This window comes from Sphingomonas cannabina (genome assembly GCF_021391395.1).
GTDB lineage: Bacteria > Pseudomonadota > Alphaproteobacteria > Sphingomonadales > Sphingomonadaceae > Sphingomonas > Sphingomonas cannabina.
Genome location: NZ_CP090059.1, coordinates 423,724 through 448,583, shown reverse-complemented (window position 1 = coordinate 448,583; position 24,860 = coordinate 423,724). Strand labels below are relative to the sequence as shown.

Annotated in this window: 28 protein-coding genes and 1 other RNA gene; 14 read left to right on the top strand and 15 right to left on the bottom strand. The window is 68.4% G+C overall.

The genetic code is table 11. The features are described from left to right. The 7 genes from metK to LZK98_RS02240 form a co-directional block, all read right to left on the bottom strand. Positions 1-1,185: a methionine adenosyltransferase gene (gene metK / locus LZK98_RS02270; RefSeq protein ID WP_233784742.1), complete on the bottom strand. Its 1,185-nt coding sequence runs from the start codon at positions 1,183-1,185 to the stop codon at positions 1-3. A 75-nt stretch (positions 1,186-1,260) separates the two neighbouring features. After that, a complete protein-coding gene (gene lnt, locus LZK98_RS02265) occupies positions 1,261-2,808 on the bottom strand; it encodes an apolipoprotein N-acyltransferase (RefSeq protein WP_233784741.1) in 1,548 nt (515 codons plus the stop codon). Between the two features lie 46 nt (positions 2,809-2,854). Then, positions 2,855-3,679, bottom strand: coding sequence for a protein phosphatase 2C domain-containing protein (locus LZK98_RS02260; RefSeq protein ID WP_233784740.1), 825 nt, complete (start codon positions 3,677-3,679; stop codon positions 2,855-2,857). 9 nt (positions 3,680-3,688) lie between these two features. Beyond that, a complete protein-coding gene (locus LZK98_RS02255) occupies positions 3,689-4,177 on the bottom strand; it encodes a GNAT family N-acetyltransferase (RefSeq protein ID WP_233784739.1) in 489 nt (162 codons plus the stop codon). Then, positions 4,177-5,505 (bottom strand): dihydrolipoamide acetyltransferase family protein, encoded by a 1,329-nt coding sequence (locus LZK98_RS02250; RefSeq protein ID WP_233784738.1) that lies wholly within the window; start codon positions 5,503-5,505, stop codon positions 4,177-4,179. The genes LZK98_RS02255 and LZK98_RS02250 overlap by 1 nt, the downstream gene beginning before the upstream one ends. 5 nt (positions 5,506-5,510) lie before the next feature. Continuing rightward, the gene (locus LZK98_RS02245) at positions 5,511-6,515 is read right to left on the bottom strand and encodes an alpha-ketoacid dehydrogenase subunit beta (protein ID WP_233786481.1); all 1,005 of its coding nucleotides are present in this window, start codon (positions 6,513-6,515) and stop codon (positions 5,511-5,513) included. Between the two features lie 47 nt (positions 6,516-6,562). Beyond that, positions 6,563-7,849 (bottom strand): thiamine pyrophosphate-dependent enzyme, encoded by a 1,287-nt coding sequence (locus tag LZK98_RS02240; protein ID WP_233784737.1) that lies wholly within the window; start codon positions 7,847-7,849, stop codon positions 6,563-6,565. Positions 7,850-8,019: 170 nt separating this feature from the next. Here LZK98_RS02240 and LZK98_RS02235 point away from each other — a divergent pair, with 170 nt between their 5' ends. The 5 genes from LZK98_RS02235 to pnp all read left to right on the top strand — a co-directional run bounded on the left by LZK98_RS02235 (position 8,020) and on the right by pnp (position 12,978). Further along, on the top strand, positions 8,020-8,391 hold the full coding sequence (locus tag LZK98_RS02235; protein WP_233784736.1) for a DUF6491 family protein: 372 nt from the start codon (positions 8,020-8,022) through the stop codon (positions 8,389-8,391). A gap of 35 nt (positions 8,392-8,426) precedes the next feature. Beyond that, entirely contained in the window at positions 8,427-9,116 is a 690-nt protein-coding gene (locus LZK98_RS02230) for a site-2 protease family protein (protein WP_233784735.1), read from the top strand. A gap of 5 nt (positions 9,117-9,121) precedes the next feature. After that, positions 9,122-10,123: a tRNA pseudouridine(55) synthase TruB gene (gene truB, locus LZK98_RS02225; RefSeq protein ID WP_233786480.1), complete on the top strand. Its 1,002-nt coding sequence runs from the start codon at positions 9,122-9,124 to the stop codon at positions 10,121-10,123. Positions 10,124-10,144: 21 nt separating this feature from the next. Beyond that, positions 10,145-10,414, top strand: coding sequence for a 30S ribosomal protein S15 (gene rpsO, locus LZK98_RS02220; protein WP_233784734.1), 270 nt, complete (start codon positions 10,145-10,147; stop codon positions 10,412-10,414). 236 nt (positions 10,415-10,650) lie between these two features. Then, entirely contained in the window at positions 10,651-12,978 is a 2,328-nt protein-coding gene (gene pnp, locus LZK98_RS02215; protein ID WP_233784733.1) for a polyribonucleotide nucleotidyltransferase, read from the top strand. 194 nt (positions 12,979-13,172) lie between these two features. Here pnp and LZK98_RS02210 read toward each other — a convergent pair whose 3' ends face one another. After that, on the bottom strand, positions 13,173-14,078 hold the full coding sequence (locus tag LZK98_RS02210) for a LysR family transcriptional regulator (protein ID WP_233784732.1): 906 nt from the start codon (positions 14,076-14,078) through the stop codon (positions 13,173-13,175). Positions 14,079-14,180: 102 nt separating this feature from the next. Between LZK98_RS02210 and LZK98_RS02205 the strand changes: the two genes are divergently transcribed. From LZK98_RS02205 to LZK98_RS02190, 4 genes are all read left to right on the top strand, one after another. Next, positions 14,181-14,678 carry a (R)-mandelonitrile lyase gene (locus LZK98_RS02205; RefSeq protein ID WP_319937524.1) on the top strand — a complete coding sequence of 166 codons (498 nt, stop codon included), beginning with the start codon at positions 14,181-14,183 and terminating at the stop codon, positions 14,676-14,678. Beyond that, entirely contained in the window at positions 14,678-14,902 is a 225-nt protein-coding gene (locus tag LZK98_RS02200) for a tautomerase family protein (RefSeq protein WP_233784731.1), read from the top strand. Before LZK98_RS02205 ends, LZK98_RS02200 begins: the two co-directional genes overlap by 1 nt. Before the next feature lie 48 nt (positions 14,903-14,950). Then, a complete protein-coding gene (locus tag LZK98_RS02195) occupies positions 14,951-16,018 on the top strand; it encodes an NAD(P)-dependent alcohol dehydrogenase (protein WP_233784730.1) in 1,068 nt (355 codons plus the stop codon). A 172-nt stretch (positions 16,019-16,190) separates the two neighbouring features. After that, positions 16,191-17,333 (top strand): serine hydrolase domain-containing protein, encoded by a 1,143-nt coding sequence (locus tag LZK98_RS02190; RefSeq protein WP_233784729.1) that lies wholly within the window; start codon positions 16,191-16,193, stop codon positions 17,331-17,333. Here LZK98_RS02190 and LZK98_RS02185 read toward each other — a convergent pair. The 5 genes from LZK98_RS02185 to ssrA form a co-directional block, all read right to left on the bottom strand. After that, the gene (locus LZK98_RS02185; RefSeq protein ID WP_233784728.1) at positions 17,296-17,904 is read right to left on the bottom strand and encodes a DUF4126 domain-containing protein; all 609 of its coding nucleotides are present in this window, start codon (positions 17,902-17,904) and stop codon (positions 17,296-17,298) included. The two genes, LZK98_RS02190 and LZK98_RS02185, sit on opposite strands and share 38 nt — an antisense overlap. Beyond that, a complete protein-coding gene (locus LZK98_RS02180) occupies positions 17,901-18,269 on the bottom strand; it encodes a bleomycin resistance protein (RefSeq protein WP_233784727.1) in 369 nt (122 codons plus the stop codon). The genes LZK98_RS02185 and LZK98_RS02180 overlap by 4 nt, the downstream gene beginning before the upstream one ends. A 6-nt stretch (positions 18,270-18,275) precedes the next feature. Continuing rightward, complete coding sequence (locus LZK98_RS02175; RefSeq protein WP_233784726.1) at positions 18,276-19,058, bottom strand: class II aldolase/adducin family protein; 783 nt, start codon at positions 19,056-19,058, stop codon at positions 18,276-18,278. 75 nt (positions 19,059-19,133) lie between these two features. After that, positions 19,134-19,922: an FkbM family methyltransferase gene (locus LZK98_RS02170; RefSeq protein WP_233784725.1), complete on the bottom strand. Its 789-nt coding sequence runs from the start codon at positions 19,920-19,922 to the stop codon at positions 19,134-19,136. Positions 19,923-20,245: 323 nt separating this feature from the next. Continuing rightward, positions 20,246-20,619: a transfer-messenger RNA gene (ssrA, locus tag LZK98_RS02165) on the bottom strand. A gap of 48 nt (positions 20,620-20,667) precedes the next feature. On the opposite strand from ssrA, the gene LZK98_RS02160 reads away from it, so the two are divergent. Beyond that, positions 20,668-21,099: an RrF2 family transcriptional regulator gene (locus LZK98_RS02160; RefSeq protein WP_233784724.1), complete on the top strand. Its 432-nt coding sequence runs from the start codon at positions 20,668-20,670 to the stop codon at positions 21,097-21,099. 26 nt (positions 21,100-21,125) lie between these two features. Here LZK98_RS02160 and mscL read toward each other — a convergent pair whose 3' ends face one another. Further along, complete coding sequence (mscL, locus tag LZK98_RS02155) at positions 21,126-21,548, bottom strand: large conductance mechanosensitive channel protein MscL (protein WP_233784723.1); 423 nt, start codon at positions 21,546-21,548, stop codon at positions 21,126-21,128. Positions 21,549-21,643: 95 nt separating this feature from the next. On the opposite strand from mscL, the gene LZK98_RS02150 reads away from it, so the two are divergent. The 4 genes from LZK98_RS02150 to LZK98_RS02135 all read left to right on the top strand — a co-directional run bounded on the left by LZK98_RS02150 (position 21,644) and on the right by LZK98_RS02135 (position 24,421). Then, positions 21,644-22,228, top strand: a complete 585-nt coding sequence (locus LZK98_RS02150) for a LemA family protein (RefSeq protein ID WP_233784722.1) — start codon at positions 21,644-21,646, stop codon at positions 22,226-22,228. A 126-nt stretch (positions 22,229-22,354) separates the two neighbouring features. After that, positions 22,355-23,218, top strand: coding sequence for a TPM domain-containing protein (locus LZK98_RS02145; protein ID WP_233784720.1), 864 nt, complete (start codon positions 22,355-22,357; stop codon positions 23,216-23,218). Continuing rightward, the gene (locus tag LZK98_RS02140; RefSeq protein ID WP_233784718.1) at positions 23,218-23,886 is read left to right on the top strand and encodes a TPM domain-containing protein; all 669 of its coding nucleotides are present in this window, start codon (positions 23,218-23,220) and stop codon (positions 23,884-23,886) included. Before LZK98_RS02145 ends, LZK98_RS02140 begins: the two co-directional genes overlap by 1 nt. Positions 23,887-23,890: 4 nt before the next feature. Next, entirely contained in the window at positions 23,891-24,421 is a 531-nt protein-coding gene (locus tag LZK98_RS02135; protein WP_233784717.1) for an NUDIX hydrolase, read from the top strand. Between the two features lie 153 nt (positions 24,422-24,574). Here LZK98_RS02135 and LZK98_RS02130 read toward each other — a convergent pair whose 3' ends face one another. Then, entirely contained in the window at positions 24,575-24,859 is a 285-nt protein-coding gene (locus LZK98_RS02130) for an ETC complex I subunit (protein WP_233784716.1), read from the bottom strand. Position 24,860 lies beyond the last annotated feature (1 nt).

Sequence of the window (24,860 nt, the reverse complement as noted above, 5' to 3'; positions counted from 1 at the left end):
TCAGCCGAGCTCGGCCTTGAGCGCGTCGACCAGGTCGGTGCGCTCCCAGGTGAACAGGTCGCCCTCCGCCTTGCGGCCGAAATGGCCATAGGCGGCGGTCGGCTGATAGATGGGTTTGTTCATGCCGAGGTGTGTGCGGATGCCCTTGGGCGTCAGGCGCACCAGCTTGGGCAGCACCGCCTCGATCTTCGACTCCTCGACGGTGCCGGTGCCGTGGGTGTCGACGTAGAGCGACAGCGGCTCGGCGATACCGATCGCGTAGGACAGCTGGATCGTGCAGCGCTTGGCGAGGCCGGCGGCGACGATGTTCTTGGCGAGGTAGCGGCTGATGTACGCCGCCGAGCGGTCGACCTTGGTCGGGTCCTTGCCCGAGAAGGCGCCACCGCCGTGCGGGGCCGCGCCGCCATAAGTGTCGACGATGATCTTGCGGCCGGTGAGGCCGGCGTCGCCGTCGGGACCGCCGATCTCGAACAGACCGGTCGGGTTGACGTAGATCTGCGATTGGTCGGCCGGCATCCAGCCCTTGGGCAGGACCTCCTCGAACACCGTCATCACATAGTCGCGCAACTGCTTCTGTCCGGCGTCGCTCGACAGCGCCTTCGAGTGCTGAGTCGAGACGACCAACGCGGTGGCGCCGGTCGGCACGCCGTCCTCGAACTTCAGCGTGACCTGGCTCTTGGCGTCGGGCTCGAGGAAGTCGACGACCTTGCCGTGACGGTCCTGCGCCAGCTTCTCGAGGATGCGGTGCGAGTAATAGAGCGTCGCCGGCATCAGGTCCGGCGTCTCGTCGCAGGCGAAGCCGAACATGATGCCCTGGTCGCCGGCGCCCTCGTCCTTGTTGCCGCTCTCGTCGACGCCCTGCGCGATGTGCGCGCTCTGGCCGTGGAGATGGCAGGCGAACTCGGCGGTCTGCCAGTGGAAGCCGTGCTGCTCGTAACCGATCCGCTTCACCGTCTCGCGCGCGGCCTTCTCGATCTCGTCGAGCGTCGGGAAGCTTTCCTGGTCGCAGCGGACCTCGCCCGCCAGAACGATGCGCTGCGTCGTCACCATCGTCTCGCAGGCGACGCGCGCGACGGGATCGCGCGACAGGAACAGGTCGACGACGGCATCGGAGATCTGGTCGGCGACCTTGTCGGGATGGCCTTCGGAGACCGATTCGGAGGTGAAGAGATAGTTCTTGCGCATGGGAAGCAGCCTTAATCCAGAGCGCGGGAGCGCGATATAAAGAAATGCTTATGTGTCTATATGCTGCCTCGCGACCTAGCGGCGGCGGAGCGCGGCTGCAAGCGCGAGCAGCACGACGAGCGCGAGTCCGATGCTCCAGTTACCGATGCGCGAGAACAATGTCGGGGGCAGCGGGCGCGGCATCGGCAGTTCGATCGCGGCAGCGGTGAACCGGGGAATCGTGCCGAGCAGGCGGCCATCGGCGGCGATCACCGCCGAGATGCCGTTCGGCGTCGAGCGGATGATCGGCAACCCCTCCTCGATCGCGCGCATCCGCGCCTGGGCGAGGTGCTGCGGCGGGCCCCAATTGCCGAACCAGCCGTCGTTGGAGGGATTGAAGATCAGCGCCGGACGGTGCGCGCGGTCGACCACTTGCCCTGAGAAGATGATCTCGTAGCAGATCTGCATCCCCACCGGGCCGAAGCCCGGCACGTCGAGCGTGCGCGGGCCTGGGCCGGACAGGAAGTCGATCTCGCCCGCGACCAGGCGCGACAGGCCGATCGGCCCCAGCAGCGTCCGCATTGGGAGATATTCGCCATAGGGGACGAGATGCGCCTTGTCGTAGCGCCCGCCGAGCCGCGCGTCGGGGCCGACGAGGAAGATCGAATTGCCGGCGCCGATCAGCTGGCCCTTTTCGCCCGGCCGGTCGAACATGAGCGCGGTGCTGCCGACCAGCGCGCGGTCGCGGGGGCCTAGCGTCCGGGCGATGGCGCCGCGCGTCGCCGCGGGATGTCCGCGATAGTACCACCAATGCGGATAGCCGTCCTCGAGATAGGGATCGACCGATCCTTCCGGCCACACCACCAGCCGCGGCGTCGCGCCGGGCAGGCCGGACAGCGCGACCATGGTGCGCAGGATGCGTTGCGCATAGTCGGGCGCGGTCACCTCGTCCTGGCCGATGTTGGGCTGAACGACGCGGACGCGGCGAGCGGGATCGGCGGGCGGGGCATAGGGCGCGCCGAGCAGGATCGCGGCGAGCGCGAGCGGGGCGAGCACCGCCGCGGCGAAGCGCCAGCGCCTCTCCGCCAACAGCAGGAGCAATGCACCGGCGGCCAGGATGGCGATGCCGGACAGGACATAGGTACCGGTCCAGGCGGCCAGCCGCGCGATGCCGGGAAGTGGCAGCCAGGCGACGCCGAGCGGATCCCAGGCATAACCGGTGAACATCGTCGCGCGGAGCCACTCCGTCGCGATCCAGGCGGCGGTGAACACCAGGACGAAGGCGGCGCCGGGCACGGTGGCCGCGTCGCCCGCCGCGCGGGGGCTCGCCAATCGCCAGGCGAGGCCGGCGGCGAGCATCGGATAAACCGCGAGATAGAGCGCGAGCAGGACCACGGCGACATAGCCGAGCGCTGGCGGCATCTTGTCCTGGAAGTCGAAGGCGTGCTGGATCCAGTTGTTGTTCACGGTGAAGTGGCCGACGCCGAACAGCCAGCCGATCAGCAGCACGCGCCTGAGGCTCGGCGCGTCATGGACGAGCTTCATCCATCCGGCGAAGGCGACGAGCGTCACCGCCCACCAGTCGAGCGGCGCGAATCCGGTCGCGGCGAGCGCGCCCAGCAGCAGGGAGAGGAGCAGGGTCAAGGCCGGCGGTCGGGCAGCGCGTGGGTCGACGGGCAATGCGCCATGCTCAGCCTCCGATGCGCAGCCACAGGGCGGTGGCGTCGTCGGAGACCTTGAAGCGCGGGAAGCGCGCGCAGGCAATATCCGCCTGCTCGATTTCGCGCAGCTCGGCAGCGACGGCGGCGAGGCCGTGCTCGGCCACCGCCGCCATCAGCCCGGCGGTGTCATAGGCGGCATAGCTGTCGACGAGCGCGGCGAAGCCGTCGGTCATCAGCAGGAGCTCATCGCCCGGCGCGCAGGGGGTGCGGAGCGTTTCGACCTCCGCCATCCACTCGGGCAGCACGCCGAGCACGCGGATGCCGGGCCGCCCGCGGCCGGCGCGCAGGTCGGCAAGGATCGGCGCGTTCTTCTTGATGTTGCCGAGGCCGTGCTGCGCCAGGCTGGCAGCGTGGGCGATCTCCTTCCCGCGATCGTCCGCGACGGGGCCGAGCCGGACCACCTGACCGCCGCGCCGCAGCAATCCGGAGCAGTCGCCGAGCCAGCCGCATTCGAGCGCATCGCCGCCGATCCGCACCGCCAGGCCCGACGCCAGCGGCAGTTCCCAGCGTCCCTCGGGCTCGCGGGTGCGGTCGCGCGCATAGGCGGCGACCAGCCGGTCGGCGACGCCGGCGAAGATCGTCTCGATCGCCCCGTCGGCCGCGACGGTGAAGGCGGCCTGCGCCTCGCTCGCCAGCCACGCCGCGCCGCCCTGCGACCCGACCAGCCCCGGCGGGCCGAGATCGGTGGCGCCGTCGATCACCCAGGCATGACGGAGCGCCATGCCGGCGCGGTCGTCGTTGGGCGTGGCGGGATCGCCGGCGAGGCTGATCGACTGGAGGAGATCGAAGTGCATGGCGCAGCTCTACACCGGCTTTGTGACGCGCCGCACCATGTAACATGCTCCCGGGCCATAGCTGGCGAGCTTGGCCCGCAGTGCCGGGCTGTCCTGCGGCACGAAGCCCTGCGCTCGCCAGAAGGCGGCGGAGTCGTTGACCGAGACGAGCGCGATCGGGGCATCGATACGGCCGAACAGCAGATCGAGCCCGGCGCGGGCATGGCCGCCGCCGCGCGCCTCCGGCAGCAGCGCGAGATCGTGGAGATACCAGGCCTCGCGCGCTTCGGGCAGGCTGCCGAGCAGCGTGTCGAGCGGCGGAATCGCCTCGAGCGGCCACGGATAGGCGATCAGGTAGCCGGCGATGCCGTTCTCGCCCTCCAGCACGAAGCAGCTCCCGGGCGCGAGGGCGAGCCGCTCGGCGAAGCAGGCGCGGCCTTCGGGATGCTCGGGAAAGGCGACGCGGGCGACCGCGACGACACCGTCGAGGTCGCCCGCCGCCATCGCGCGCCAGCGCATCACTCGGCGAACAGTAGGACGGGGGTCTCGAGCAGCTTCTTCACTGCCTGGACGTAGCTCGCCGCGTCCCAGCCGTCGACGACACGGTGGTCGCAGCTGATCGACAGGTTCATCAGCTTGGCGCGGACGATGTCGTCGCCCCGGAAGACGGGTCGCTCGACGATCTTGTTGGGGCCGATGATCGCCACCTCCGGCCGGTTGATCACCGGCGTGGTGGCGATGCCGCCGAGCGGGCCGAGCGAGGTGACGGTGAGGGTGGAGCCGCTGAGCTCCTCGCTCTTGGCCTTGCCGGTGCGCGCGGCCTCGGCGAGGCGGGTGATCTCGGCCGCGAGCTGCCACACGTTCCGGTCCTGCGCGTCGCGGATCACCGGCACCATCAGGCCCGCGTCGGTCTGCGTCGCCATGCCGAGATGGACGCGGCCGTGGCGGGTGACGACGCCCGTCTCGTCGTCGTAGCGGGCGTTGATCATCGGAAAGACCGGGATGGTCCGGCAGATCGCGACGATCAGGAACGGCAGCATCGTCAGCTTGGGCCGATTGCCGCGGTTGGCGTTGAGGTCCGCGCGCATATCCTCCAGCGCGGTGACGTCGATCTCCTCGACATAGGTGAAGTGCGGGATGTGGCGCTTCGACGCGGCCATGTTCTCGGCGATGCGGCGGCGCATGCCGATGACCTTGACCGGCTCGTCCTCGCGGGCGTGGCTGGCGTGGGGAGCATGGTAGCCCTCGCCGCTACCGTACCGGAGGTATGCGTCGAGGTCGGCGTGCCGGATACGGTCGCCGTCGGCTTTCACCTGAGCGAGGTCGATACCGAGGTCCCTGGCACGAGCGCGGACGGCGGGAGAGGCGAGGACGTGGCGGTGCTCAAGCTCCTCCCCGGCACGGGGAGGGGGACCAGCCGCAGGCTGGTGGAGGGGGCTCTCCTCAACGGGCGTCGCTTGTGGCGCTCCCCCTCCACCATCGGCTTCGCCGATAGTCCCCCTCCCCGTGCCAGGGAGGATCTCTTCGACCCCCGGCGTCTCCGCCTCGATCTGCTCCTCGACCTCCTCGGCCTTGGGGTCAGGCGGGGGCGCCGCCTCCTCCGCCGCATCGGTCTCGATCACCAGCAGCGCCGAGCCGATCGGCACTTGGTCGCCGACCTCGCCCGCGAGCTCGACCACGGTGCCGGACACCGGCGATTCCATCTCGACCGTCGCCTTGTCGGTCATCATGTCGGCGACCTGCTGGTCCTCCTCGACCCGGTCGCCGACCTTGACGTGCCACGCCACGATCTCGGCCTCGGCGATGCCCTCGCCGATGTCGGGCAGGCGGAAGGTGAAGCGCGCCATTCTGGTCAATCCTTCATGATCTTGCGGAGCGCCTCGCCGATGCGGACGGGCCCCGGGAAATAGGCCCATTCGAGGCTGTGGGGATAAGGCGTGTCGAAGCCGGTGACGCGCTCGATCGGCGCTTCCAGGTGGTAGAAGCAGCGCTCCTGCACCAGCGCCGACAGTTCGGCGCCGAAGCCGGAGGTGCGCGTCGCCTCATGCACGATCATGCAGCGGCCGGTCTTGCGGACCGACGCCTCGATCGCCTCGATGTCGAGGGGCACGAGCGTGCGCAGATCGATGATCTCGGCGTCGACGCCGGCCTCCTCGACCACGCCGCGCACGACATGGACCATCGTGCCGTAGGCGAGGATCGTCAGCGCTTCGCCGGGGCGGACGATCTCGGCCTTGCCCAGCGGGATGTGGTAATAGCCGGTCGGCACCTCGCCGCCTGGGTGCTTCGACCAATTCTCCGCCGGGCGGTCCCAATGGCCGTTGAACGGGCCGTTGTAGATGCGCTTGGGCTCGAAGAAGAGGACGGGATCATTGTCCTCGATCGCGGCGATCAGCAGCCCCTTGGCGTCGTAGGGCGTCGACGGGATCACCGTCTTGATCCCCGAGACATGGGTGAAGATGCCCTCGGGCGACTGCGAGTGGGTCTGTCCGCCGAAGATGCCGCCGCCGAAGGGCGAGCGCACCGTGATCGGCGCGGTGAACTCGCCGGCCGAGCGGTAGCGCAGGCGCGCCGCCTCGCTGACCAGCTGGTCGAGCGCGGGGTAGATGTAATCGGCGAACTGGATCTCGGGCACGGGCCGCAGGCCATAGGCGCCCATGCCGATCGCGACGCCGACGATGCCGATCTCGGTGATCGGCGTGTCGAACACGCGGGTCTTGCCGTATTTGGCCTGCAGCCCCGCGGTCGCGCGGAACACGCCGCCGAAATAGCCGACGTCCTCGCCCATCACGATCACGTCTGGATCGCGCGCCATCATCACGTCCATGGCGGAGTTGATCGCCTGGATCATGTTCATGCGGGTGGTCTCGCCCGCGCCGTTCTGCGCCTCGTCGGCCATCGTCGTCACTTCCGCGCCCATGGCCGTCCGCTCGCTTCCTCTTCCGCCAGCATCTGCGCTTGCTGCTCCCTCAAATGCCAGGGCATCTCCTCGAACACGCCGTCGAACAGCGTGTCGAGCGGCTGGTGCAGGCCGTGGCCGAGGATGCCGTTGGCTTCGGCCTCCTTCTGCGCGGCCTTGACCTGCTCGGCGACCTCCTTGTCCTGCGCAGCGTGGCGTTCCTCGTCCCATTCGCCGAGCGCGATGAGGTGCTGCTTCAGCCGGACGACAGGGTCGCCGAGCGGCCACTTCCCGGATTCTTGGGCGGAGCGGTAAGCGCTCGGGTCGTCCGAGGTGGAGTGGCCTTCGGCGCGATAGGTGAAATGCTCGATCAGCGTCGCGCCCTGGTTGGTGCGCGCCCGCTCGGCCGCCCAGCGGGTGGCGGCATAGACCGCGAGCGCGTCGTTGCCATCGACCCTCAGGCCCGCGATGCCATAGCCGAGCGCGCGCGCGGCAAAGGTGGTCGCCTCCGCCCCGGCAAATCCCGAGAAGCTAGAGATCGCCCATTGGTTGTTGACGACGTTGAGGATCACCGGCGCGCGGTAGACGCTGGCGAAGGTGCAGGCGGAATGGAAGTCGCCTTCCGCCGTCGATCCCTCGCCGCACCAGGTCGCGGCGATGCGGCTGTCGCCTTTGGCCGCACTCGCCATCGCCCAGCCCACCGCCTGCGGATATTGGGTGGCGAGGTTGCCCGAGATCGAGAAGAAGCCGCGCTCCTTCACCGAATACATGATCGGCAGCTGCTTGCCGCCGAGGCGGTCGGCGCTGTTCGAATAGATCTGGTTCATCATGTCGACCAGCGACCATTCGCGCGCGATCAGGATGCCCTGCTGACGGTAGCTCGGGAAGCACATATCGTCGGGATCGAGCGCCATCGTCGCCGCGACCGCCACCGCCTCTTCGCCGGTCGACTTCATGTAGAAGCTGGTCTTGCCCTGGCGCTGGGCGCGGAACATGCGCTCGTCGAAGGCGCGGACCAGCGCCATGTAGCGCAGCATCCGGCGTAGCGTGTCGGGATCGAGCTTCGGGTCCCAGGGCCCGACCGCCTGCGCCGATTCGTCGAGCACGCGGATGAGGCCATAGGCGAGCTCGTGGAAGCCGTCGGCCTTCTCGGCAGTGTCGGGACGACGAGCCGAGCCGGCGGGCGGCACCGTCACATCGGCGAAGTCGGCTTCGTCCCCCGGCCGGAACCGCGGCTCCGGCACATGCAGGCTAAGTCGGGGCAGATTGGCGCGCGCGCCGGGGTCGGTCATGCTCTCTCCAGCGTTCGATCCACATCTCAAGCGCCGGTCGAGCGCGTGGATTCGCGTTGCGCAGCCTTGTTATAAAATTTCAAGAGCCGAGTCACGCCTTCCGGTCGCCGGACGTCACGCCGGACCGCCGCTCAGCGCCGGTTCAGGCGGCATCGGCTAGAGAGCACGGCATGACCCGCACCCTTATCGCCCTGGCGGCGCTTGCCGTCGCCGCCGTGCCGGCCGCCGCACAGAAGCCGGCGCCGACCCAGCCGAAGGAGGAGTCGATCCCCTTCGTCCAGTTCGGCAACATCTATGACTTCGAGGCGGACGGCGATCGCGGCATCTACCTCCAGAATCGCGCGCGGCAGTGGTATTACGCCAGCTTGAACGGACCCTGCACCAACCTGCCCTTCGCGACCCGCATCGCAGTCGACACGCGCTTCGCCGGCGATCGGCTCGACAACAGCGGCCGCATCTATGTCGACGGCCAGGCCTGCTGGATCGCGAGCCTGACCAAGAGCGACGCGCCGCCCAAGCGCCAATCCGCCAAGAAGCAGTGATGGTCGGTCAGGCTTCCGCCCGCTAGAAGCGCGCCATGGCTGAACAGAATATGGCCTACACCGTCGCGGTGTGGCTGATCCCGCTGGTGTTTGCGATCGTGTGCCACGAGGTCGCGCACGGCTGGGTGGCGCGCGCGCTGGGGGATCAGACCGCGGCGAATCTCGGGCGGCTGACCCTCAATCCGATCAAGCATGTCGATCCGATCGGCACGGTGGTGCTGCCGCTGCTGCTGGCGATCGCCCACGCGCCGATCTTCGGCTGGGCCAAGCCGGTGCCGGTCCGCGCCAAGCGCCTGCGCAACCCGCGCCGCGACATGGTGCTGGTCGCGCTCGCCGGACCCGGGAGCAACCTGGTGCTGGCGCTGCTGACGACGCTAGCGCTCGGCGCGACCTATGCCGTCGCGGGCGAGCTGCCGGAGACGGGCGCGGCGGGATTCCTCACCGACAATCTGGTCAACTTCCTGCTGATCAATGTCTTTCTCGCCATCTTCAACCTGATCCCGCTGCCGCCCTTCGACGGCGGTCACGTCGTCGAGGGCGCGCTGCCGCGCGCGCTGGTGCCGGGGTGGCGCAAGATCGCGCGCTTCGGGTTCCCGCTACTCGTCTTCCTGCTGCTGGTGCTGCCGATGATCGCGCCCAAGGCGAACATCGTCGCGCGGGTGATCGGTCCGATCGCGGAGACCGTCATCCGCGCTTTCCTCGCGCTCGGTGGGATTCCGGCCTGAGCGTGATGCACGGCTGGGTGATCCTCGACAAGCCGGTCGGACCGGGCTCGACCGAAGCCGTATCGGCGGTCAAGCGGGCGCTGCGCGCGGGCGGCTACGGCAAGATCAAGGTTGGCCACGGCGGCACGCTCGATCCGCTCGCCTCAGGCGTGCTCCCGGTCGCGCTGGGCGAGGCGACCAAGCTTGCCGGGCGGATGCTCGACAGTGACAAGGCTTATGATTTCACGATCCGCTTCGGCGAGGAGACCGACACGCTCGATGCGGAAGGTGAGGTGGTCGCGACCTCGAAGGTGCGTCCGACGCATGCGGAGGTCGAGGCGGTGCTGCCCCGCTTCACCGGCCCGATCAGCCAGGTACCGCCCGCCTATTCGGCGCTCAAGGTCGACGGCAAGCGTGCCTATGACCTTGCCCGCGCAGGGGAGATGGTGGCGCTGGCCAGCCGGGACGTGGTGGTGCACGCCCTAAGCTCCTCCCCGGCACGGGGAGGGGGACCATCGCGCAGCGATGGTGGAGGGGGCCCAGCCACGAACGATTCGCTTGTGACGGGCCCCCTCCACCACTCGCCTTCGGCGAGCGGTCCCCCTCCCCGTGCCGGGGAGGAGCTTGAAGACATCACCCTCTCCGCCCATGTCTCGAAGGGCACTTACATCCGCAGCCTCGCCCGCGACATTGCGCGGGCTCTCGGCACCGTAGGACATGTGACGATGCTTCGTCGCACAAAGGCCGGCCCGTTCGGCCTCGATTCCGCGATATCGCTGGACAAATTGGCGGAACTCGGTAATGGGCGCCGCCTTGAACAGATTCTCCTGCCGCTGAGGGCGGGGCTGGACGACATCCCGGCTCTCCCCCTCGACCCCGACCAGGCAGGAGCGCTCCGTCAGGGGCGTGTGCTGGCCGGGATCGCCAGAGACGACGGCCTCCACTTCGCGATGCTGGGCGAGACCCCGGTGGCGTTGGTGGAGGTGGAAAGCGGGCAGGCCCGCGTCGTCCGAGGCTTCAATCTTTGATCCGATGTCGAAGGAAACACAATGTCGATCACTGCCGAGCGCAAGGACGCGCTCATCAAGGAACATGGCCGCGCCGCCGGCGACACCGGTTCGACCGAGGTGCAGGTCGCGATTCTCACCGAGCGCATCAAGAACCTGACCGAGCATTTCAAGACCCACGCGAAGGACAACCATTCGCGCCGCGGCCTGCTGATGCTGGTCAACAAGCGTCGCTCGCTGCTCGACTATCTCCGCAAATCGGATGGCGACCGCTATCTGGCACTGATCGCGAAGCTCGGGCTTCGCAAATAAGGGAAGGGCGCCTTCGGGCGCTCTTTTCGCATTCGGGCGGCACGCAATCCGGCGAACCGCCCGCCAAGTCCTCTACCGTTCGCCCCGAGCTTGTCGAAGGGCTGCACTTCTTCTTCCGAAAGAAGGACGGGGCTTCGACAGGCTCAGCCCGAACGGGTTGGGAGGATACCGAAAGAGCCGCACCGGCTCGCTCATAGGCCCCTCGCGCATAGGGCGCGGGGAGTGAAGGAAACCAAATGTTCGACAAGAAGACCGTAAGCATCGAGTGGGGCGGCAAGACCCTCACGCTCGAAACGGGCAAGGTTGCCCGCCAGGCCGACGGCGCGGTGATCGCGACCCTCGGCGAGACCGTCGTCCTCTGCGCCGTCACGGCCGCGAAGACCGTCAAGGAAGGGCAGGATTTCTTCCCGCTCACCGTCCATTATCAGGAGAAGTTCTCCGCCGCGGGTCGCATCCCGGGTGGCTTCTTCAAGCGCGAGCGCGGCGCGACCGAGAAGGAGACGCTGGTCTCCCGCCTCATCGACCGCCCGATCCGCCCGCTGTTCCCCGAAGGCTTCTACAACGAGATCAACTGCATCGCGCAGGTGCTCTCCTACGACGGCGAGAACGAGCCCGACATCCTGGCGATGATCGCCGCCTCGGCCGCGATGACGCTGTCGGGCGTGCCGTTCATGGGCCCGATCGGCGCCGCGCGCGTCGGCTATGACGGCAGCGACTATATCCTCAACCCGACCGACGAGCAGGTCGAGGCCGGCCTGCTCGACCTCGTCGTCGCCGCCACCCACGACGCGGTGATGATGGTCGAGTCCGAGGCCAAGGAGCTGTCGGAAGAGGTGATGCTGGGCGCGGTGATGTTCGCGCACAAGGCGTCGCAGGACGTGATCAAGGCGATCATCAAGCTCGCCGAGCAGGCCGCCAAGGAGCCGTGGGAGCTCAAGCAGGGCGACGACCAGGCCGCGGTCAAGGCCGAGCTCAAGAAGCTGGTCGGCAAGGACATCGAGGCCGCCTACAAGCTGACCAACAAGTCGGAGCGCTCCAACGCGCTCAACGAGGCCCGCGCCAAGGCCAAGGCGGCGATGGCGGAGAAGACCCCGCAGGAGCAGCTGGTCGCGGCGAAGCTGGTCAAGAAGCTCGAGGCGGACATCGTCCGCACCGCGATCCTCAAGGAAGGCCGCCGCATCGACGGCCGCGACACCAAGACGGTCCGCCCGATCGAGGCCGAGGTCCACTTCCTCCCGCGCGCGCACGGCTCCGCCCTGTTCACCCGCGGCGAGACCCAGACCATCGCCACCACCACGCTCGGCACCAAGGACGCCGAGCAGATGATCGATGGGCTGGACGGCCTCAGCTACCAGCATTTCATGCTGCACTATAACTTCCCGCCCTATTCGGTGGGCGAGGTCGGCCGCTTCGGCGCGCCGGGCCGCCGCGAGGTCGGTCACGGCAAGCTCGCCTGGCGCGCGCTGCACCCGGTGCTGCCGACCAAGGAGGAGTTCCCCTACACGATCCGCGTCACCAGCGACATCACCGAGTCGAACGGCTCGTCGTCGATGGCGACGGTGTGCGGCGGCTCGCTGAGCCTGATGGATGCCGGCGTGCCGATCAAGCGCCCGGTTTCGGGTATCGCGATGGGCCTGATCCTGGAGGGCAAGGACTTCGCGGTGCTCAGCGACATCCTGGGCGACGAGGATCACCTCGGCGACATGGACTTCAAGGTGGCGGGCACGTCCGAGGGCATCACCAGCCTGCAGATGGACATCAAGATCGCCGGCATCACCGAGGAGATCATGAAGGTCGCCCTCGCCCAGGCGAAGGACGGCCGCGCGCACATCCTCGGCGAGATGGCCAAGGCGCTGGGCGAGACCCGCACCGAGCTGTCGGCCCACGCGCCGCGCATCGAGACGATGCAGATCGACAAGTCGAAGATCCGCGACGTCATCGGCACCGGCGGCAAGGTGATCCGCGAGATCGTCGCCACCACCGGCGCCAAGGTCGACATCGACGACGAGGGCGTGATCAAGATCAGCTCGTCCGACGTCGCGCAGATCGAGGCGGCGATGAACTGGATCAAGGGCATCGTCGAGGAGCCCGAGGTCGGCAAGATCTACAACGGCAAGGTCGTCAACCTCGTCGACTTCGGCGCGTTCGTGAACTTCATGGGCGGCAAGGACGGTCTCGTCCACGTCTCGGAGATCAAGAACGAGCGCGTCGAGAAGGTCTCCGACGCCCTCAAGGAGGGCCAGGAGGTCAAGGTCAAGGTCCTCGAGATCGATCCGCGCGGCAAGGTCCGCCTGTCGATGCGCGTCGTCGACCAGGAGACCGGCGCCGAGCTCGAGGACACGCGCCCCGCGCGCGAGCCGCGGGAGCGGGGCGAGCGCGGCGATCGAGGCCCACGTGGCGACCGTGGCGGTGACCGCGGCCCGCGTCGCGACGGCGGCGATCGCGGTCCGCGCCGTGACCGCGGCGACCGTGGTGATCGCGGCCCGCGCCGCGAGCGCTCGGAGTCGAAGGACGAAGGCGGCGAGGACATCGGCCTGCCGGCCTTCCTCACCGGCGAGGACTAAGACCGGCGATAGCGCAGGAACGGAAGGGGGCTCGCGGCGACGCGGGCCCCTTTTCACATTCACCGTCATGCCGGACTTGTTCCGGCATCCACGTCTCCGCAAGGACAGGCGTCGAGGTTGCACATGGAACCGAGAAGCCCGCGCTGGGCTGCCCGGTGGACCCCGGAACAAGTCCGGGGTGACGAAGGGTGGCCCTACCCCTCCCGCCCCGGCCGGTAGCGCAGCGCCTCGACGATCGCCGCGAAGGCGGGCGTCGGCTGCCGGCGGCTCGGATAGTAGAGATGATAGCCCGAGAACGGCGGCGACCAGTCCTCGAGCACCGCCTCCAGCGCCCCGCTGTCGAGATCGTCCCCGATCATGGTCTCCATCAGATAGGCGATCCCGAATCCGTCGAGCGCCGCGTCGCGGACCTGGAAGATGCTGTTGAAGATGAGCTGCCCGTCCACCCGCACCCGCAGCGCCCGCCCGTTCCGCTCGAACTCCCAGGCGTAGAGGCCGCCATAGGTCGGCAGCCGGAGGTTGATGCAGCGATGCGTGGTCAGCTCCTGCGGCGTGCGCGGCCTGTCGTGGTTGGCGAAATAGCCCGGCGTCGCCACCGCCAGCATCCGCATCGGCGGGCTGACCGGCACCGCGATCATGTCCTTGTCGAGGAGGTCGCCCAGCCGCACGCCGGCGTCGAACCGCTCGGCGACGATGTCGGTCAGGCGATAATCGGCCTCGATCTCGACCTTGATGTCGGGATGGTCGGCGAGCAGCCCGCGTAGCCGCGGCCACAGCACCGTCTGGAGCGAAAGCTCGTCGGCGGTGATCCGCACCGTGCCGGCGGGCCGCTCGCGCAGGTCGCTCAGCGCCGCGACATGGGTCTCGATCTCGTCAAGATGGAAGGCGACCGAGCGCAGCACGCGCTCGCCCGCCTCGGTCGGGGTGACGCTGCGCGTGGTGCGGTTGAGCAGCCGGACGCCCAGCCGCTCCTCGAGACCCCTGATGCCATGGCTGAGCGCCGACGGCGTGACGCCTAGCTGCGCCGCGGCGCGCGTGAAGCTGCGCTCGCGGGCGACCATGACGAAGGCGGACAGATCGGGCAGGTCCTGGCGGTTCATTGCTGAGAAATACTCACAACCGCTTTCAGATTACAGCGCCTAATCGCGGGACGGAGCCGCCCTATCTCCATTGCGTTCCGGAAGCGACGATGAGGTGGGCACGTGAAGCTGCTGATCCTGGTCGCCGCGCTGGTCCTCCCCACCCCCGCGGCCGCCGCCGAGGACGCGCCGCAACCACAGGAGCATCGCATGCGAATCCAACGCAGCGGCACGCAGCCGTCGCAGCGGGGCCCCGCGGAATGGTTCACCGGATCGGTGCGCATCGATCCGCTGACCGTCGCGCCGGAGCCGCGCTTCGGCGTGGCCAGCGTCACCTTCGAGCCGGGCGCGCGCACCGCTTGGCACACCCATCCGCTCGGCCAGACGCTGATCGTGACCTCCGGCGTCGGCTGGACGCAATGTGAAGGCGAGGCCGTGGTCGAGATCCGCGCGGGCGACGTGGTCTGGTGCCCGCCCGGCCATCGCCATTGGCACGGCGCGAGCCCGACAACCGCGATGACCCATATCGCCATCCAGGAGGTGCTGGACGGCAGCATGGTCGAGTGGATGGAGCATGTCAGCGACGAGGATTATCTCGCCGGCCCCGGAAAGGACCGCTGATGCCGCACGTCACTCTCAAGCTACAATCGGGGCGCTCCGAGGCGGACAAGAAACGGCTGGCTGAGGCGCTCGCCCAGGCGGTGACCGCCAGCATCGGATCGTCGGCGGACAGCATCTCGGTATCGATCGAGGACGTCGACCCGGCCGACTGGCCGGAGGTCTATCGGCGCGAGATCGTCGGGCGCCGGGAGCTTCTCTTCAAGGCGCCTGGCTACACCATGTAGCCGCGGCTCCCTCCCAACCACCTTTCCCCCCAAACCACCGAGGACGTTATGCCCAGCCAAGCCAAGGCCTATGCCGCCCAGTCGGCCACCACTCCGCTCGCGCCATTCAGCTTCGAGCGCCGCGACGTCCGTCCGGACGACGTCGCGATCGACATCCTCTTCTGCGGCGTCTGCCATTCCGACCTCCACACCGCGCGCGGCGAGTGGGACGGCACGCTCTACCCCTGCGTCCCCGGCCATGAGATCGTCGGCCGCGTGACCGCGGTCGGCGGCGACGTCACCAAATTCCAGGTCGGCGACCTCGTCGGCGTCGGCTGCATGGTCGACAGCTGCGGCCATTGCCCGTCGTGCCAGGCGAGCGAGGAGCAGTTCTGCGAGACCACCGGCTTCGTCGGCACCTACAACGCCCCGGACACGGTCCTGGGCGGCCACACCTTCGGCGGCTATTCGGACCATATCGTCGTCAAGGACCGCTTCGTGGTGAAGGTCGGCCATGACGAGCAGGACCTCGCCGGCGTCGCTCCGCTGCTCTGCGCCGGCATCACCACCTACTCGCCGCTCCGCCACTGGCAGGCCGGCCCGGGCAAGAAGGTCGGCGTGGTCGGCATCGGTGGCCTGGGGCACATGGGCATCAAGCTCGCCGCGGCGATGGGCGCGCATGTCGTCGCCTTCACCACCTCTGCCGACAAGGTCGAGGACGCGAAGCGGCTCGGCGCGCATGAGGTGGTGATCTCCAGGGATCCCGAGGCGATGGCGGCGCATGCGGGCAGCTTCGATTTCATCCTCAACACCGTCGCGGCCAGCCACGACCTCGACCAGTTCATGGTGCTGCTGCGCCGCGACGGCACGATGACCCTGGTCGGCGCGCCCGAGCATCCGCATCCCTCGCCCAGCATCTGGAACCTGCTGATGGGTCGCCGCTCGATCGCCGGGTCGCCGATCGGCGGCATCGCCGAGACGCAGGAGATGCTCGATTTCTGCCGCGACCACGGCATCACCGCGGACATCGAGATCATCCCGATCCAGGAAATCGAGACCGCCTATGCCCGGATGCTGAAGAGCGACATCAAGTACCGCTTCGTGATCGACATGGCGTCGCTCAAGCAGGCGGCGTGATCGGAGAGCCTTTTTGAAACAGCTTGTGTGCTCCTGCGAAAGCAGGAGCCCAGGCAGCAAGCGAACGACCTGAAATCCAACGCTCCTGCCTTCGCAGGAGCACGCTCCTTTCCGTTCGGACGGACTTTGACGAGGGCTGGTCCAGGCAACCGGCCCTCGCCATAACAGGGCGATGCGTCTCGCCCTGCCGCTCCTTGTCCTCCTCGCCGGCTGCGCGACCACACCGCGCCCCGCCGAGGTCCGCGTCGCCTTCGACGCCACCCGCATCACCGCCGAGCAGGCGCGCGGCATCGCCGATCGCCGTACCGGCCGCAGGGTCGCCCCCGCCGATCCCGTCCGCGTCGCCAGCATCTCCAAGCTGGTGGTGGCGCTCGGCGTGATGCGGCTGGTCGAGCGCGGCACGCTCGATCTCGACCGCGACGTTTCCGACTATCTCGGCTGGCGCCTGCGCAATCCCGCCTATCCGGACACGGCCGTAACGCTGCGCCTGTTGCTCTCGCACCGATCGAGCCTGACCGACGGTATCGACTACATCATCCCGTTCGGCGTCCGCATCCGGGATGCGCTGGCCGATCCCAAGGCCTGGGACGCGGAGCACGCTCCCGGCGCCTATTTCCGCTATACCAACCTCAACTTCCCCGTCGTCGCGACGGTGATGGAGAAAGCGTCGGGCGAGCGCTTCGATCGCCTGATGCAACGCGAGGTGTTTCGCCCGCTCGGCCTGGACGGCTGCTACAACTGGTCAGGGTGCAGCGACGCCGCGATCGGCCGGGCGGTGGTGCTCTACCGCGCGGGTGGCGACGTCGCGCGCGACGACCTGCGCGGCCAGCACCCCGCCTGCCCGACCGTATCGAAGGGGCCGTGCGATCTCGCCGCCTACCGAATCGGCGACAACGGCGGCATCTTCTCGCCGCAAGGCGGCATGGATATCTCGATGCGCGACCTCGCCCGTATCGGCCAGATGCTGCTGAGACGCGGCGACGGCTTCCTCAAGCCGGAGTCGATCGCGACGCTCGCCACGCCGACCTGGGTGTTCGACGGCGCCAATGGCGACACCTCCAGCGGCTTCTACTGCCAATATGGTCTCGCGGTGACGATGCTTCCCGCCAAACGCCCCGGTTGCGACGACGACCTGTTCGGCGACGGCCGCACCCGCATCGGCCATGCGGGCGAGGCCTATGCGCTCCGCTCCGGCCTGTGGATCGATCCCGCCGCCGGTACCGGCGTCGCCTTCTTCGCCACCGCCGTCCGCGACGACAGCAAAGGCAGGTCGCGCTTCAGCCGGGAGGAAGAGCGTCTGGCGCGGGGGCGCTGAACAGCCGCCGCAGCACGCGCCGCACCATCAGCAGCGCGGCCACCGCGACGGCAAGCAGCACCAGCGCCACGACGATGGCCACCGCCGGAAACGCCGTCACCAGCGCCAGCAGCCCCACGGTCGCGACATCCTCCCCGGTCGACACCACGGCGTTGCTCACCGGCTCGGGGCTGGCGTTCACCACCGCGCGCGTCCCCGCCTTGGCGCCGTGGGTCAGCAGCGTCGCCCCACCGCCGAGCAGCAGCACCGCCACCTGCCACGCCGGGTTGGACGGATCGACGATCGCCACCGCGAGCAGCGCGCCGCCCACCGGCCGCACCAGCGTGTGCACCGCGTCCCAGGCGCTGTCGATCCACATCACCTTGTCCGCCAGGAACTCGGCGAGCGCCCCAATGCCGGCAATGCCGATCACCCAGGGATTGGCGAGCACGTCGAGGCTGCGCAGCTGGTCGGGTAGCCCCAGCCAGCCGAAGTGCATCGCCATCCCCACCGCGAACACGCACAGGTACAGCCGCCACCCGGCAAGCAGGCTGATGCTGGCGGCGAGCCCGATGATCTCGACCGCGCTCACCGCTGGATGAACCGGATGGAGTTGCCGTCGGGATCGTCCACGTAGAACTCGCGCGTGCCCCAGCTCTGGTCGACGGGCGCGCAATGCACCGGCGAATCGCTCAGATGCCGCTGGTCTAGCCCGCGCACCGCCAGCCGCCCGGCCAAGGCGTCGACGTCGCCGACCAGCACGCCCACCGCCTGCCCGGCCACACCGTCGCCGGCATGGCTGGAGAGATGCAGCTCATGTCCCCCGCGCCTCAGCACGGTGTAGGATGGGTCGGTCATCGCCGGCCACGTCCCCTCATGCTCGAAGTCGAGCACGCGCGTGTAGAATTCGACCGCCCGGGCCATGTCGGTCACGCGGACGATCGGGATCAGCGCCATCGCCGGTCAGTCGCGATAGCTCGGGTCGATGCGGTCGAGCTTCCTGAGCAGCGCCGGCCAGGCCAGTCCCTTCGCCAGCATCCCCACGCCGCCGGCCGGGGACTGGCTCGCCACCTTCTCCTCCGTCCCCTGCGGCGGGTTGTTGAGGTTCTCCAGGCCCGCGGAGAGCATCATCACCTGCGCCTGGCATGCGCGCTCGAGGAAATAGAGGCGCAGGAAGCACGACGCCACGCTGTCGCCCACCGTCAGCGTGCCGTGGTTCCTGAGGATCATCGCATGCTTGTCGCCGAGGTCCTTCACCAGCCGCTCGCGCTCGTCGAGGTCGGTCGCGATCCCCTCATAGTCGTGATAGGCGACATTGTGCTTGGCGATCATCGCGGTCTGGGTATGCGGCAGCAGGCCGAACTCCATCGCGCTCACCGCCTGCCCGTGCGGCGTGTGGAGGTGCATCACCGCCGTCGCATCCTCGCGCGCCATGTGGATCGCCGAATGGATGGTGAAGCCGGCCGGGTTCACCGGAGACTTGGCCTCGCCCACCGGCATCCCGTCGACGTCGATCTTGACCAGCGAGGAGGCGGTGATCTCCTCGAACATCATGTTGTAGGGGTTGATCAGGAAATGATGCTCCGGCCCCGGCACGCGGCACGACAGATGGGTGAAGATGAGGTCGTCCCAGCCATAGAGCGCGACCAGCCGGTAGGCGGCGGCGAGGTCGACCCGCGCCTCCCATTCGCCGGGCGCCATCCGGGTATCGGGCCGGGTTTCGGGTTCGCGTGCGAGCGTGGCCATCGGGTGTACCTCTCCGTCTTGCTTTGACGGCAGGATACGCCGCTTCGGCCGAGTCTTCAAATCTTCGGTACGGTTTCAGTCGGCGCGCACGTACCAGTCGTCCATCTGCGACAGGTCGGTGAACTTGCGGACATAGCCGTGCCCGGCGAGCAAGGCGAACAGCCGGTCGCGCATCGGCGAGAAATTATGCTCCACCGTGATGACGCGCGGCCGCCAGGCGTCGAAATCGAGCGCGCTCAGGATCGCGAGCTCGGAGCCTTCGGTGTCCACCGACAGATAGTCGATGTCGCCGGGCGCCCCGTGCTGGTGCAGCAGATCGTTCAGGGAGACGGTCTCCACCGCATAGCGCCGTCCGCCGCGGCGGACGAGGGCGTGGTCGTCGTTCGCGGAATATTGCTCGATCGACGACAGCTCGAGCTCGCCGACCTCGGTGAAAGTCACGGCCTCGCCGCTGCGGTCGGTGACGCAGCGATGGTCGACCGCGCAGCGGCGGCTGCGGTCGAGCGCCTCGTGCCACGCGCGCGCCGGCTCGGCGACGATGCCGGTCCAGCCGAACTCGGTCTCCAGCATGAAGCTGTTGCTGCGCACGATCCCGTCGGTCGCGCCGAACTCGACGAAATAGCCGCTGCGTTTCTCGCCCGTCTCGTAGAGGGCGAACAGGTCCTGCAGGATCTGCGATTTCGACAAGGAAAGCCTGGTCAGGCAGAAGGACAGGAACGCCCGCGTCTCCGGCGCGGTGGTCTCCATCAGATCGCGGGCGTGCGCCAGCATGTTGACGCTCGCGGCGCCGGGATCGAGCACCCGCTTCAGCTCATAGCCGAACCCGCGCGCGACGCGCCTGCTTGCCCGTTCGATGATCGACACGGGCGCCTCCCCCGCAACCTCTTTATGCGAGCGGATAGAGCCCGCGATCCCCGATCCGGGCAATGGGAAACAAGGATGTCCCCGAAAGGCGTAGGGGGCCGTGCGACGTGCAGCCCCTTTCAATCCTCCCCCGCAAGGGGGAGGTGTCAGCCGCAGGCTGACGGAGGGGGAGGACGGCGACTCATTATCGGTTCGCTTCCTCCCCCTCCGTCACGCTTCGCGTGCCACCTCCCCCTGGCGGGGGAGGATTGAATGTCATTCGTCTTGGGAAGAATTCGAAAAGGTCCGGAGGGTTCTGTTGCCCGGCCCCTCCGGCGGCCGCTGGAATCCGCTTCTGTTGCCCGGTGCGGCCCGACCGCGCTTTTGTCCAGATAACCTAGGCCGTTAGGCCGTCAGTTACGCGGCAATCGCGAGCGCCTCGTTATCGTTGGCACTTGTGTAATGGGCCGTTGCGGTGGTCCCATTCCGGGCGAAAGCTGCGCTTTTCAACACACGTCGATCCTGGTTCGGCCCCGTCATCGAGGCTGAGGTCCGCCGCCACGCTTGAACCGCGTGGCGCCGAGCGCCTCAGCTCCGGTGGTGGAGCCGCCGGGTACTGCCCCCGGGTCCGCTGCGCCTATTGAACGCAACATTTTATCGCCATAGCCGGCAAGCCGGCATTCATGAATATAGGCGCATATTCCCCGAAGAAAAGAAGGATATGGCCTTCACACCGCCACAATGGTGCGGCATGGGGATTTCTCATATGTTGACCCAGCGTTCCCGTTACGCGCTCCGTGCGATGCTGTTTCTGGCCGAACAAACGGCGGGAGGACCGCCGGTGCCGATGAACCGGATCGCCGCCGCCGCCAATGTGCCGAGGAAATTCCTTGAGCTGATCCTCGCCGACCTGCGTGAGGCGGGCTTTCTTCATTCGCATCGCGGCAAGGCGGGCGGCTATTGCCTGTCGCGGCCGCCGCATCTCATCTCGCTGGGCGAGATCATCCGCGTGATCGAGGGGCCGCTGGCGCTGGTGCCCTGCGTCAGCCGTACCGCCTATCGCCCGTGCAACGACTGCCGCGACGAGGCGGCCTGCGCGATCCGCATCGCGATGGCGCGCGTGCGCGACGAGACCGCGCGCATCCTGGACGGCACCAGCCTGGCCGACGCGATCGCCGAGGACTTGGCCGCGGCATAATCCGCGGCCGTCGTCCCGATACCGGCTTACTTCTTCCGAAGCTCGTCCCTGATCTCCCTGAGCAGCGTCACATCCGCGGCTTCGGCGGCATCTTCCGCTTTGGTGATGGGAACGACGCGGTTCACTGCGCGCACCAGCAGGAAGATGATGAAGGCGACGATCACGAAATTGACCGTCTGGGTGATGAACTCGCCATAGCCGAACAGCGGCACGCCGGCCTTCTTCAGCGCCTGATAGTCGGTCGACCCGGCGAGGTTGGCCGGCACCGGCCCCAGCGCGACGAAATAGCTCGAGAAATCGAGCCCGCCGAAGATGCGGCCGATCACCGGCATCAGCACATCCTCGGTCAGCGAGGTCACGATCTTGCCGAAAGCGGCGCCGATGATCACCGCCACCGCCAGGTCGAGCACATTGCCGCGTGCGATGAACGCCTTGAATTCCTTGAACATTCGCTGGTCTCCCTCTTTTGCCCATCCGATTTGCCATTGTGCGGACGCGCGAGACCCCTAAATGTTGCCGCCGCGAGGGTTGGAGGACAAGTCACATGAAGCTTCGTCTCGTCTTTGCCGGGCTGGCCGCGCTGGCGCTGTCGGCGTGCGGCCTCAACAGCGTCCCGACCGCCGAGGAGAACGCCAAGGCGCGCTGGGCCGACGTCCAGAACCAATATCAGCGCCGTGCCGACCTGATCCCGAATCTGGTCGCCACCGTGCGCGCGGCCGGCGCGCAGGAGAAGGACATCCTGACCGAGGTGACCCAGGCCCGCGCCTCGGCGACCCAGGTGCAGGTGTCGGAGGGCGATCTCACCGATCCCGCCAAGATGGCGGCCTATCAGCGCGCCCAGGCAGGCGTGACGCTGTCGTTGCAGCGGCTGCAGGAAGCCTATCCCGAGCTCAAGAGCCAGGCCAACTACACCACGCTGATGAGCCAGCTCGAGGGCACCGAGAACCGCATCACCATCGCCCGCAACGACTATAATTCGGCGGTGCAGGCGTATAACACGCGTATCCGCACCTTCCCCGACGCGATCGGCGCGAAGATCTTCTATGGCGCCAAGCCGATGGTACCGTTCGCGGCGACCACGCCGGGGGCCGAGACCGCGCCGAAGGTCAATTTCGGCAACGCGAGCTGAGGAACTGAAGCGACTCACTAACCCGTTCGGCCCCGGACTTGATCCGGGGTTGTCGGCCCCCATCCTTCTGAGGTGAGAGAAGAAGTGCAGCCCTTCGACAGGCTCAGGGCGAATGGATGGGGATGGGTGGCGGTCCTCTGCGCGCTGCTGTTTGCGCTCGCGGCGCCGGCGTCCGCCCAGACCTTCCCGAAGTTCACCGGCCTGGTGGTCGACGACGCCAATGTCCTCCCGCCCGAGACGCGGGCCGACCTCACCGCCAAGCTCGAGGCGCTCCAGCGCGACACCAACCGTCAGCTGGTGGTGGCGACGATCGCCGACACGCAGGGTTATCCACTGGAGGACTATGGCTATCGGCTCGGGCGGGCTTGGGGCGTCGGGCTGAAGGACGTCAACAACGGTGCCATCCTGTTCATCGCGCCCAATAACCCGGCCGGGCAGCGCGGCCCCCGGATCGAGGTCGGGCGCGGGCTCGAGCCGATCCTGACCGACGCTCTGTCGAGCGTGATCATCAATACCGAGATGATGCCGCGATTGCGCGAGAACGGCGACATCCCGGGCGCGATGACGGCCGGCGCCGATGCGATCATCGCCCAGCTGCGCGCCTCGCCCGACGAGGCCAAGGCGCGCACCGATGCCGCGGTCGCGGAATTCGACCGTACTCATCGCCAGCGGACGTCCTCCAGGGGTGGCGGCTTCCCCTGGCCGATCCTGCTGCCGATCGGGATCGTGCTGTTCTTCATGGTGCTGGGCGCGGCCGGCAGCCGGCGCGGGCGGCGCTACAGCGATGGCGGCGGCAGCGTGTGGCCGATCGTGCTGTGGTCGATCGCCGACGAGCTTTCGCGCGGCTCGGGCCGTTCGGGCGGCTCGGGCTGGGGAGGCTCCGACTGGGGCGGCGGTGGCGGCGGCAGCGACGGCGGTTGGGGCGGCGGCGGCTTCACGGGAGGCGGCGGCGGCTCGTTCGGCGGCGGCGGCGCGTCGGGGAGCTGGTGATGCATCTGAGCGCTGCCGAGCACGACAGGGTCACCGCCGCGGTCACCGCTGCCGAAGCCCATACCAACGGCGAGATCGTCACCGTCGTCGCGCGCCAGTCCGACGCCTATCACGACGTCGCGCTGCAATGGAGCGTGCTCGGCATGGTGCTGACGCTGGCGCTGCTCGCGACCTTCCCCGGCGTAGTCGAGGCGATCAACGCCCGGCTGTTCGATGCCTGGAGTGGGCCGCATGTCGGCCACCTCATCGCGATCGCGACGGTGCTCGCGACGCTGGTCTATCTGCTCTGCCGCTTGGCGCTCGCCTGGCGTCCGCTGCGCCTGCTGCTCACGCCCGCCGCGACCAAGACCCGCCGGGTGCGCCGCCGCGCGCTCCAGCTGTTTCGCACGGGCGCCGAGAAGCGCACTATCGCCGCGACCGGCGTGCTGCTCTACCTCTCGCTCGACGAGCATCGCGCCGAGCTGATCGCCGACGAATCGATCCATTCGAAGGTGCCGCAGGAGACCTGGGGCGCGGCGATGGCGGCGCTGATCGCGGCGGTGAAGGACGGCCGACCCGGCGACGGCATGGCCGATGCCGTCGCCCAGATCGGCCTCGTGCTCGCCGAGCATTTCCCGCGCAGCGATGACGACGTCAACGAACTCCCCGACCGCCTGATCGAGTTGTGATTCCATGGTAATCGACGCCGACGCGCCAGAAGAGACCGTCTGGCAGGGCCGCTTTCTCGCCGCCAAGACGCGCGGGCGCTGGGAATATGTCGGCCGCGCCCGCGGCATCCGCGCTGCGGTGATCCTCGCGATCGACGAGGAGGGGCGGGTGATCCTGGTCGACCAGTATCGCGTGCCGCTCGGCCGCCGCTGCCTCGAGCTCCCCGCCGGCCTGATCGGCGACGAGGAGGACGGCGAGAGCGTCGAGGCCGCCGCCGCGCGCGAGCTGGAGGAAGAGACCGGCTACCGCGCCGAACGGATCGAGCCGCTCGGTGAGTTCTGGTCCTCGCCGGGCATGGTCTCCGAAAGCTTCACGCTGGTCCGCGCCCACGGCCTGACGCGCATCGGCGATGGCGGCGGAACGGCGGACGAAGGCATCATCGTCCACCGCGTACCGCTGGCCGATGTCCCCGCCTATGTCGCCGCCCGGCGGGCAGAGGGCATGGCGGTCGACGTCAAGATCCTGCTGCTGCTGGCCAGCGCGATACTGAGGTGACGAAAAGCTCCTCCCCGAGACGGGGAGGGGGACCAAGACGCGAAGCGGCTTGGTGGAGGGGGCCCTCCGCATCGGAATCCGTCTCGGCAAGCCCCCTCCACCACCGCGCTACGCGCGGCGGTCCCCCTCCCCGTGCCGGGGAGGAGCTTCGTGCTACCGGAAATTGTCGGCGTAGGCCTGCAGCTTCAGCCTGCGCTCCGGCGCCGGCACCACATGATAGGCGATGCCCTCCCGCTTGGCGTAATCGACCGCCGCCTCCAGCGTCGGGAAGTTGAGGCGGAGCTGGTTGCGGGTATCGCTCGATCCGGCCCAGCCGGTGAGCGGATCGGGGCGCTGCGCCTCGGCGGGCTCGAACTCGAGCACCCAGCGGTCGGTGCGGAAACGGCCCGACTGCATGGCGTTCTTCGGGCGCTGGTAGATGCGGGCTGGCTGCGACATG

Excerpts from the sequence above, each read along its gene's own strand:
- LZK98_RS02150 (WP_233784722.1), top strand. The coding sequence starts at position 21,644 with ATGAAGCTTCGTCTCGTCTTTGCCGGGCTGGCCGCGCTGGCGCTGTCG.
- LZK98_RS02200 (WP_233784731.1), top strand. The coding sequence starts at position 14,678 with ATGCCGCACGTCACTCTCAAGCTACAATCGGGGCGCTCCGAGGCGGAC.
- LZK98_RS02130 (WP_233784716.1), bottom strand. The coding sequence starts at position 24,859 with ATGTCGCAGCCAGCCCGCATCTACCAGCGCCCGAAGAACGCCATGCAG.
- LZK98_RS02175 (WP_233784726.1), bottom strand. The coding sequence starts at position 19,058 with ATGGCCACGCTCGCACGCGAACCCGAAACCCGGCCCGATACCCGGATG.
- LZK98_RS02210 (WP_233784732.1), bottom strand. The coding sequence starts at position 14,078 with ATGAACCGCCAGGACCTGCCCGATCTGTCCGCCTTCGTCATGGTCGCC.
- LZK98_RS02250 (WP_233784738.1), bottom strand. The coding sequence starts at position 5,505 with ATGGCGCGCTTCACCTTCCGCCTGCCCGACATCGGCGAGGGCATCGCC.
- LZK98_RS02140 (WP_233784718.1), top strand. The coding sequence starts at position 23,218 with ATGCATCTGAGCGCTGCCGAGCACGACAGGGTCACCGCCGCGGTCACC.
- pnp (WP_233784733.1), top strand. The coding sequence starts at position 10,651 with ATGTTCGACAAGAAGACCGTAAGCATCGAGTGGGGCGGCAAGACCCTC.
- LZK98_RS02235 (WP_233784736.1), top strand. The coding sequence starts at position 8,020 with ATGACCCGCACCCTTATCGCCCTGGCGGCGCTTGCCGTCGCCGCCGTG.
- truB (WP_233786480.1), top strand. The coding sequence starts at position 9,122 with ATGCACGGCTGGGTGATCCTCGACAAGCCGGTCGGACCGGGCTCGACC.
- LZK98_RS02260 (WP_233784740.1), bottom strand. The coding sequence starts at position 3,679 with ATGCACTTCGATCTCCTCCAGTCGATCAGCCTCGCCGGCGATCCCGCC.
- LZK98_RS02160 (WP_233784724.1), top strand. The coding sequence starts at position 20,668 with ATGTTGACCCAGCGTTCCCGTTACGCGCTCCGTGCGATGCTGTTTCTG.
- LZK98_RS02230 (WP_233784735.1), top strand. The coding sequence starts at position 8,427 with ATGGCTGAACAGAATATGGCCTACACCGTCGCGGTGTGGCTGATCCCG.
- LZK98_RS02180 (WP_233784727.1), bottom strand. The coding sequence starts at position 18,269 with ATGGCGCTGATCCCGATCGTCCGCGTGACCGACATGGCCCGGGCGGTC.
- metK (WP_233784742.1), bottom strand. The coding sequence starts at position 1,185 with ATGCGCAAGAACTATCTCTTCACCTCCGAATCGGTCTCCGAAGGCCAT.
- LZK98_RS02135 (WP_233784717.1), top strand. The coding sequence starts at position 23,891 with ATGGTAATCGACGCCGACGCGCCAGAAGAGACCGTCTGGCAGGGCCGC.
- LZK98_RS02245 (WP_233786481.1), bottom strand. The coding sequence starts at position 6,515 with ATGAACATGATCCAGGCGATCAACTCCGCCATGGACGTGATGATGGCG.
- rpsO (WP_233784734.1), top strand. The coding sequence starts at position 10,145 with ATGTCGATCACTGCCGAGCGCAAGGACGCGCTCATCAAGGAACATGGC.
- LZK98_RS02240 (WP_233784737.1), bottom strand. The coding sequence starts at position 7,849 with ATGACCGACCCCGGCGCGCGCGCCAATCTGCCCCGACTTAGCCTGCAT.
- LZK98_RS02190 (WP_233784729.1), top strand. The coding sequence starts at position 16,191 with ATGCGTCTCGCCCTGCCGCTCCTTGTCCTCCTCGCCGGCTGCGCGACC.
- LZK98_RS02195 (WP_233784730.1), top strand. The coding sequence starts at position 14,951 with ATGCCCAGCCAAGCCAAGGCCTATGCCGCCCAGTCGGCCACCACTCCG.
- mscL (WP_233784723.1), bottom strand. The coding sequence starts at position 21,548 with ATGTTCAAGGAATTCAAGGCGTTCATCGCACGCGGCAATGTGCTCGAC.
- LZK98_RS02255 (WP_233784739.1), bottom strand. The coding sequence starts at position 4,177 with ATGCGCTGGCGCGCGATGGCGGCGGGCGACCTCGACGGTGTCGTCGCG.